At 72.8% G+C, this 6,437-nt stretch carries 7 protein-coding genes; 6 read left to right on the forward strand and 1 reads right to left on the reverse strand.

The window, feature by feature from the left end; translation table 11 throughout:
* The coding region (locus IEZ12_RS20870; protein WP_189273529.1) for an LPXTG cell wall anchor domain-containing protein at positions 1 to 292 on the forward strand (292 nt) is incomplete at its 5' end.
* 206 nt (positions 293 to 498) lie between these two features.
* The gene (locus tag IEZ12_RS20875; protein WP_229847751.1) at positions 499 to 1,842 is read left to right on the forward strand and encodes a S1 RNA-binding domain-containing protein; all 1,344 of its coding nucleotides are present in this window, start codon (positions 499 to 501) and stop codon (positions 1,840 to 1,842) included.
* A gap of 187 nt (positions 1,843 to 2,029) precedes the next feature.
* Here the strand turns inward: IEZ12_RS20875 and IEZ12_RS20880 are convergent, their stop codons facing one another.
* Positions 2,030 to 3,028, reverse strand: a complete 999-nt coding sequence (locus tag IEZ12_RS20880) for a magnesium and cobalt transport protein CorA (RefSeq protein ID WP_308431056.1) — start codon at positions 3,026 to 3,028, stop codon at positions 2,030 to 2,032.
* 62 nt (positions 3,029 to 3,090) lie between these two features.
* Here IEZ12_RS20880 and IEZ12_RS20885 point away from each other — a divergent pair, with 62 nt between their 5' ends.
* The 4 genes from IEZ12_RS20885 to mshC form a co-directional block, all read left to right on the forward strand.
* On the forward strand, positions 3,091 to 3,786 hold the full coding sequence (locus tag IEZ12_RS20885) for a histidine phosphatase family protein (RefSeq protein ID WP_189273535.1): 696 nt from the start codon (positions 3,091 to 3,093) through the stop codon (positions 3,784 to 3,786).
* Between the two features lie 201 nt (positions 3,787 to 3,987).
* Positions 3,988 to 4,551, forward strand: a complete 564-nt coding sequence (locus tag IEZ12_RS20890) for a DUF3090 domain-containing protein (protein WP_043911479.1) — start codon at positions 3,988 to 3,990, stop codon at positions 4,549 to 4,551.
* 53 nt (positions 4,552 to 4,604) lie between these two features.
* Positions 4,605 to 5,402: an SCO1664 family protein gene (locus tag IEZ12_RS20895; protein WP_189273751.1), complete on the forward strand. Its 798-nt coding sequence runs from the start codon at positions 4,605 to 4,607 to the stop codon at positions 5,400 to 5,402.
* A gap of 89 nt (positions 5,403 to 5,491) precedes the next feature.
* The coding region (gene mshC, locus IEZ12_RS20900) for a cysteine--1-D-myo-inosityl 2-amino-2-deoxy-alpha-D-glucopyranoside ligase (protein ID WP_229847734.1) at positions 5,492 to 6,437 on the forward strand (946 nt) is incomplete at its 3' end.

A 6,437-nucleotide genomic window follows, 5' to 3' on the forward strand; every position in this document is an offset into this window, starting at 1 on the left:
CGGCCTGGCCGAGGCGCAGGCCCGGGACACGGCCAACGCCCACCAGTCGGAGGGCGGCAACCAGGGCACCGGCGGTACCACTCCCGAGCAGGGCGGTACCACCGTCACCCCGGTGTCCGACACGACCACCACCACGGTGACCGCCACCGACACCACCACCACTGCCACGGGTGTTCTCGCGTCCACCGGTGTCGACGCCCCGCTCGGTGCGATCACCGCCGCCGGCGCAGCCTCCGTGGCTCTCGGCGCCGCCCTGGTGGCCGCCCGCCGCCGTCGGCAGCACCAGTCCTGACGAGTCGTCACCGCAGGTCCTGAACGCGGCGCACCCCGGTCACGCACCGGTGTGCGCCGCGGTTCTCGTCCTGCGCCGGGGGGTCGGCTTTCCGCAGGCCGATGCGGCGTCAGATTCCTTGCGGGCCGGTCGACTTGGTGGTTCCTTGTGAGTGAAGCGGGCTTAGTTCGTCACGGCCGTTTACCCTTGAGGAGTTCGCCGTGTCCATGAAGCTGGAACGCGAGCCGGGTCGACCGGTGGATCCCAACCTCGTTTTCTTCCTGATGCCGTACGGGAGGAAAGCCGTACCCGACGGCCGCACCCTCGACTTCGACTCGGTGTACCGGGAACTCGAGTCCGTGGTGCGGAGTTTGGGGCTGAGCGCCCAGCGCGCCGACACCAACGACGAGACGACGCTCGGCCCGCTGGAGGCTGCCTGGGACGGGGTCGACCGGGCCGGCATCGTGGTCGTGGACCTGTCGGTTCCGTCGACGTCGGTGGCCATGGAGCTCGGCTGGGCCATGTGCCTGCACAAGCGCATGGTGGTGACCATGTACGAGGGGGCGGCGGTCCCGACGAACGTGGTCGGGCGGCTCCGGCCCATCACCTACACGCAGGAGTTCGAGCAGTTCGGGCGGTTCAAGAACGAGCTGCGGGAGCGGATCCAGGCGGAGCTGCAACGCACCGCGCCGGAGCGGGACCTGGTGCCGCGGACCGCGACGTGGGGGGCGTACGAGGCGACGGCGCAGGTGGAACTGGCTTTTCCGGACCGGGTCTTCGTCCGGAACATCCAGGACCCGTTGCAGGCCGCCGAGATGAGGCGCGAGGAGGTCAGCTACTGGGACATGGTCCCGGAGGACATGTCGGCCAGCAAGCACTACCGCCAGGGCAGTACGGTCAACGGCTTCTTCGTCGTCGACCAGGGGCGGGTGGTCTTCACGCAGCGGTATCGCCAGGAGAACCCGTGGCCCCGGCTGGTGGCGGCCTACCGGCTGCGGCAGGTGTACTCGGCGCGGGTCACCAACGTGAGCCCCGCGGCCGGTGCGTTCATCGAGCTGCTGCCCGAGGGCGGCAAGTCGTTCATCCCGGCCTACCAGGTGCGGGCCGCGGGCATCGCGAAGGACGACGAGGTCCAGGTGCGGATCCTGCGGGTGGACCCCGTGCAGCGGCGCATCGACGTGGCGCTGGCCGACGCGCCGAAGGCCGGCCTCGCGACGCCGCCCGCCGGCGAGTACCCGACGGTCGGGGAGCGCTTCGCGGGCACGGTGCACGACGTGCAGGCCAACAAGGGCTACGTCCGGGTGCGGCTGGACGGCTACCGGCGGCCGGGCCTGCTCCACCGGTCGAACATGAGCGACGCGCTGTGGCAGGCGGTGCGGGCGGGCCGGGTGACCGCCGGCTCCACGATCGACGTGGTGGTGCTGCGGGTGACGGCCTCGCGGAACCGGGTGGCGCAGTGGGACATCGCCCTGGAGGAGGACCGCAGTGCGCAGGCCGCGCCGCGGCAGACCGCGGCGGGCGCGGACGACGGTGCGGGCACGACGGTGCCCGGCCAGGGGCCGGGCGCGTGAGCGACGCGGTCCCCGCGTGCGCCTGCCGCCGATGCGGTCCCACCGCCGTCCGGGATCAGCAGCCGATGTTCGAGCTGCTGATGCAGGACCTGACGGCGAGGACGGGGCCGGCCGCCGACCACCGGCCGCCCCGGACGAGCACCGGCCACTGACGGCGCGGCCCGGACCTGCCGGGAGCGGACGGCCGCTACAGCCAGCCCGCGCGTTTGAACAGGCGGTGCAGGACGAAGCAGACGCCGGCCATCAGGGACAGCGCCGCCGGGTACCCCCAGGCCTGGCGGAGCTCCGGCATGTGCTCGAAGTTCATGCCGTAGATGCCGGCGATCATGGTGGGGACGGCGGCCAGGGCGGCCCAGGCGGAGATCTTCCGCATGTCGTCGTTCTGCTGGACGCTGACCTGGGCGAGGTTGGCGGACAGGATGTCGGAGAGCAGGCGGTCCAGGCTCTCCACCACCTCGTTGACCTTGGCCAGGTGGTCGGCGACGTCCCGGAAGTAGGGGCGCAGCTCGGCGGGGACGAAGGGCACGTTGACCTCGCCGGAGGCGGTGCCGGCCCGGGTGAGGCGCAGCGCGGGCTCCATCAGCGGGAAGGCGGCCTTGCGGAAGTTCACCACCTGCCGCTTGAAGCCGTAGATGCGTTCGGCGGCGCCGCGGACCCGGCCGGGGGAGAAGATCTCCGCCTCCAACTCGTCCAGGTCGGTCTGGAGTTCGGTGGCCACGTCGAGGTACTGGTCGACCACCATGTCGAAGATCGCGTAGAGCACCGCGGCGGGCCCGTGCGCCAGCAGTTCGGGCTGCTCCTCCAGCCTGGCCCGCAGGTCCTTGAGCGGGCTCTCCGGCCCGTGCCGGACCGTCATCACGTACGAGTCGCCGAGGAAGATCATCAGCTCGCCGATGGAGACCGACTCGTCGTGCGGGTGGTACCCGGCGGTCTTCAGGACGGTGAACACCGAGTCCCGGTAGATGTCGAGCTTCGGGCGCTGATGGGCCGTCACCGCGTCCTCCACCGCCAGCGGGTGCAGGCCGAACTCGTCGGCGGCGTGGTCGAATTCGACCTTGGTCGGGTCGGCGAGGCCGATCCACACGAAGCCGTCGCCGGCCGCCCGGACCGCATCCAGGGCGTCCGAGAAATCCTCCGGCCCCTCGGCGCGCCGCCCGGCCCGGTAAGTGCCGCAATCCACGATCATGCCCGCCATTGTGACCCGAACCCCCAGCCCACCGGGAGGGGAGCACCCCTTAGGCTTGCGGTATGCCCACCCTGCTGCTCGTGCGCCACGGCCGCTCCACCGCCAACACGGCCGGAATCCTGGCCGGCTGGACGCCCGGCGTCGACCTGGACGACACCGGGCGCGCCCAGGCCGCCGCCCTGCCGGAGCGGCTGGCCGGACTGCCCGTCGTCCGGCTGGTCAGCAGCCCGCTGGAGCGCTGCCGACAGACCCTGGAACCGCTGGTCGCCGCCCGCCCCGAACTCGGCCCGCCCGAGCTGGACGAGCGGCTCGGCGAATGCCACTACGGCGACTGGACCGGCCGTCCGCTGTCCGAGCTCGCCGACGAACCGCTGTGGCGCACCGTCCAGGACCACGCCTCCGCCGCCGCCTTCCCCGGCGGCGAGTCGCTGCGCGCGCTCAGCCACCGCACCGTGGACGCGGTCCGCGAGTGGAACGAGAAGATCTCCGTCGAACACGGCCCGGACGCGCTCTGGGCGGTCGCCACCCACGGCGACGTGATCAAGGCGATCGCCGCGGACGCGCTCGGCCTGCACCTCGACCACTTCCAGCGGATCTCGGTCGAGCCGTGCTCGGTGACGGCGATCCGCTACACCCCGAACCGCCCGTACCTGCTGCGCCTCGGCGACACCGGCAGCCTGTCCTCGCTCGCCCCGCGCCCGCACGGCCACTCGGTCGGCGACGACGCGGTGGTCGGCGGCGACACCGGCACCGTCTGAGCCCGGCCGGGCCGGGCACCCTCTGAGCCCCGCCGGGCCGGCGCCGTCCGGACCCGCGCGGTCCGAGCCCCGCCGGACCGGCGCCGTCCGGGCCCCCGCCGTCCCCGGCAGGAATCCGCGCCACCCGCACCCCACGGCAGGCCCGTTTGGCCGTAGGGTGAGATCGAGAAGACCGCACACCCCCGTACCGGAGCGAGCAGCGTGTCCCGTCAGGTCCACTTCTACGACCAGCCCGAGCGGTTCGTGGCCGGCACCGTCGGCCAGCCCGGCGCCCGGGCGTTCTACCTGCAGGCCTCCTCGCGCGGCCGGATCACCAGCGTGCTGCTGGAGAAGGCCCAGGTCGCCGCCCTCGCCGAACGCATCGAGGAAGTCCTCGACGAGGCGCTGCGGCGCAGCGGCGGCGAGGCCCCGATCCCGGCCGCCGCGCCCGTCGACCTGCTCGACGCCGCCCCGCTCGACCTGCCGCTGGAGCAGGAGTTCAGGGTCGGCACCATGGCACTGGCCTGGGACGCCCGCGAGGAGTGCCTGGTGGTCGAGGCGCAGGCGTACGTCGAGGAGTCCGAGGACGAGGACGAGATCGAGGTCTTCGACGACGAGAACGGCCCCGACCTGCTGCGGGTGCGGCTCAGCGGCGCGATGGCCCGGGTGTTCGCCAAGCGGGCCCTGGACCTGGTCGCGGCGGGCCGCAAGCCCTGCCCGTTCTGCAACCTGCCGCTCGACCCCGAGGGCCACCTCTGCCCCCGCGCGAACGGCTACCGGCGCTGAGCGGGCAACCGGCCGTGGAAGCCCCCGGCACCGACCCGGCCACCAGCGCCGCCCTGGCCGCCGACACTCCCGCCGCCCTCGCCCTGCTGCGCGAGGGCACGCTGGCCGTCCACGGCCGGGTCACCGACGCCTCCAACGCCGTGCTGTACTGCACCGTCACGCTGGACGGCGTCACCGCCCCGTGCGTGTACAAGCCCGTCGCCGGCGAACGCCCGCTGTGGGACTTCCCCGACGGCACGCTGGCCGGCCGGGAGACCGCCGCCCACGAGCTGTCCGCGGCCACCGGGTGGCAGCTGATCCCGCCGACCGTGCTCCGTGAGGGCCCGGCCGGGCCCGGCATGGTCCAGCTGTGGATCGAACCCGACCCGGACGCCCCCGAACTCCTCGACCTCCAGCCCCTCGACGGGCCCGCCGCGGGCTGGCTGCCGATCGTCCGCGCCGAACTCGACGCCGGACGCCAGGCCTGGCTGGTGCACCGCGACGACGAACGGCTGCGCCGCCTCGCCGTGTTGGACGCCGTCCTCAACAACGCCGACCGCAAGGGCGGCCACTGGCTGCCCGCCGCCGACGGCCGGATCTACGGCATCGACCACGGCGTCACGTTCCACACCGAGCCCAAGCTCCGCACCCTGCTGTGGGGATGGGCCGACCGACCGCTCACCGCCGAGGCCCTCGACGTCCTCGGCCGGCTCGCCGGCGACCTCGACGGTCCGCTCGGCGAGCGGCTGCGCCCGCATCTCACCCGCGCCGAACTCGACGCGCTGCGGGCCCGGATCGGCGCCCTGCTGGCCTCCGGACGGCACCCGCAGCCGTCGGCTGACTGGCCATCTATTCCCTGGCCGCCGGTCTGATACCGATCCGAAACAGAGAACTGGCGGAATCAAGCCGATCACGCCAACAGGTTGGTCTTTCAAATCAGTGCACGGTTAGAGTCGGTGCCATGCATGCCTGGCCCACCTCCGAGGTTCCCGCCCTGCCCGGTCAGGGGCTCCCCCTGCGCATCTACGACACCGCCACGAGCAGTGTCCGAGAGGTCGTACCCACCGGCCCGACCGCCCGGCTCTACGTCTGCGGCATCACTCCCTACGACGCGACCCACCTGGGCCACGCAGCCACCTACAACACCTTCGACCTGGTCCAGCGGGTCTGGAAGGACGCCGGCCACGACGTCCTGTACGTCCAGAACGTCACCGACGTCGACGACCCGCTCCTGGAGCGCGCCGTCGCCACCGGCCAGGACTGGACCGAACTCGCCGCCCGTGAGACCGCCCTGTTCCGCGAGGACATGACGGCGCTGCGGATGCTCCCGCCCGCGCACTACATCGGCGCCGTCGAATCGATCCCGTGGATCGTCCCGCTGGTGCAGCAGCTGCTCGCCTCCGGCGCCGCGTACGAGGTCGACGGCGACATCTACTTCTCCGTCGAGTCCGACCCGCACTTCGGCGAGGTCTCCGGGCTCACCCGCGAGCAGATGCTGCCGGTCTTCGCCGAGCGCGGCGGCGACCCCGAGCGCCCCGGCAAGAAGAACCCGCTGGACGCGCTGCTCTGGCTCGCCGCCCGACCCGGCGAACCCGCCTGGGACACCGAGCTCGGCCACGGCCGGCCCGGCTGGCACATCGAGTGCGTCGCCATCGCGCTGAAGTTCCTCGGCATGGACTTCGACATCCAGGGCGGCGGCAGCGACCTGTCCTTCCCGCACCACGAGATGGGCGCCTCGCACGCCCAGGTCGCCCTCGGCGCCCACCCCTACGCCCGCGCCTACGTGCACGCCGGGATGGTCGCCCTCGACGGCCACAAGATGTCGAAGTCGCGCGGCAACCTGGTGTTCGTCTCCGCGCTCCGCCGCGAGGGCGTCGACCCCGCCGCGATCAGGCTCGCGCTGCTCG

The organism is Kitasatospora griseola, assembly GCF_014648555.1.
Taxonomy (GTDB): Bacteria; Actinomycetota; Actinomycetes; order Streptomycetales; family Streptomycetaceae; genus Kitasatospora; species Kitasatospora griseola.

Coding starts and splice junctions, on each gene's coding strand:
- IEZ12_RS20875 (WP_229847751.1), top strand. CDS start 499: ATGAAGCTGGAACGCGAGCCGGGTCGACCGGTGGATCCCAACCTCGTT.
- IEZ12_RS20880 (WP_308431056.1), bottom strand. CDS start 3,028: ATGATCGTGGATTGCGGCACTTACCGGGCCGGGCGGCGCGCCGAGGGG.
- IEZ12_RS20885 (WP_189273535.1), top strand. CDS start 3,091: ATGCCCACCCTGCTGCTCGTGCGCCACGGCCGCTCCACCGCCAACACG.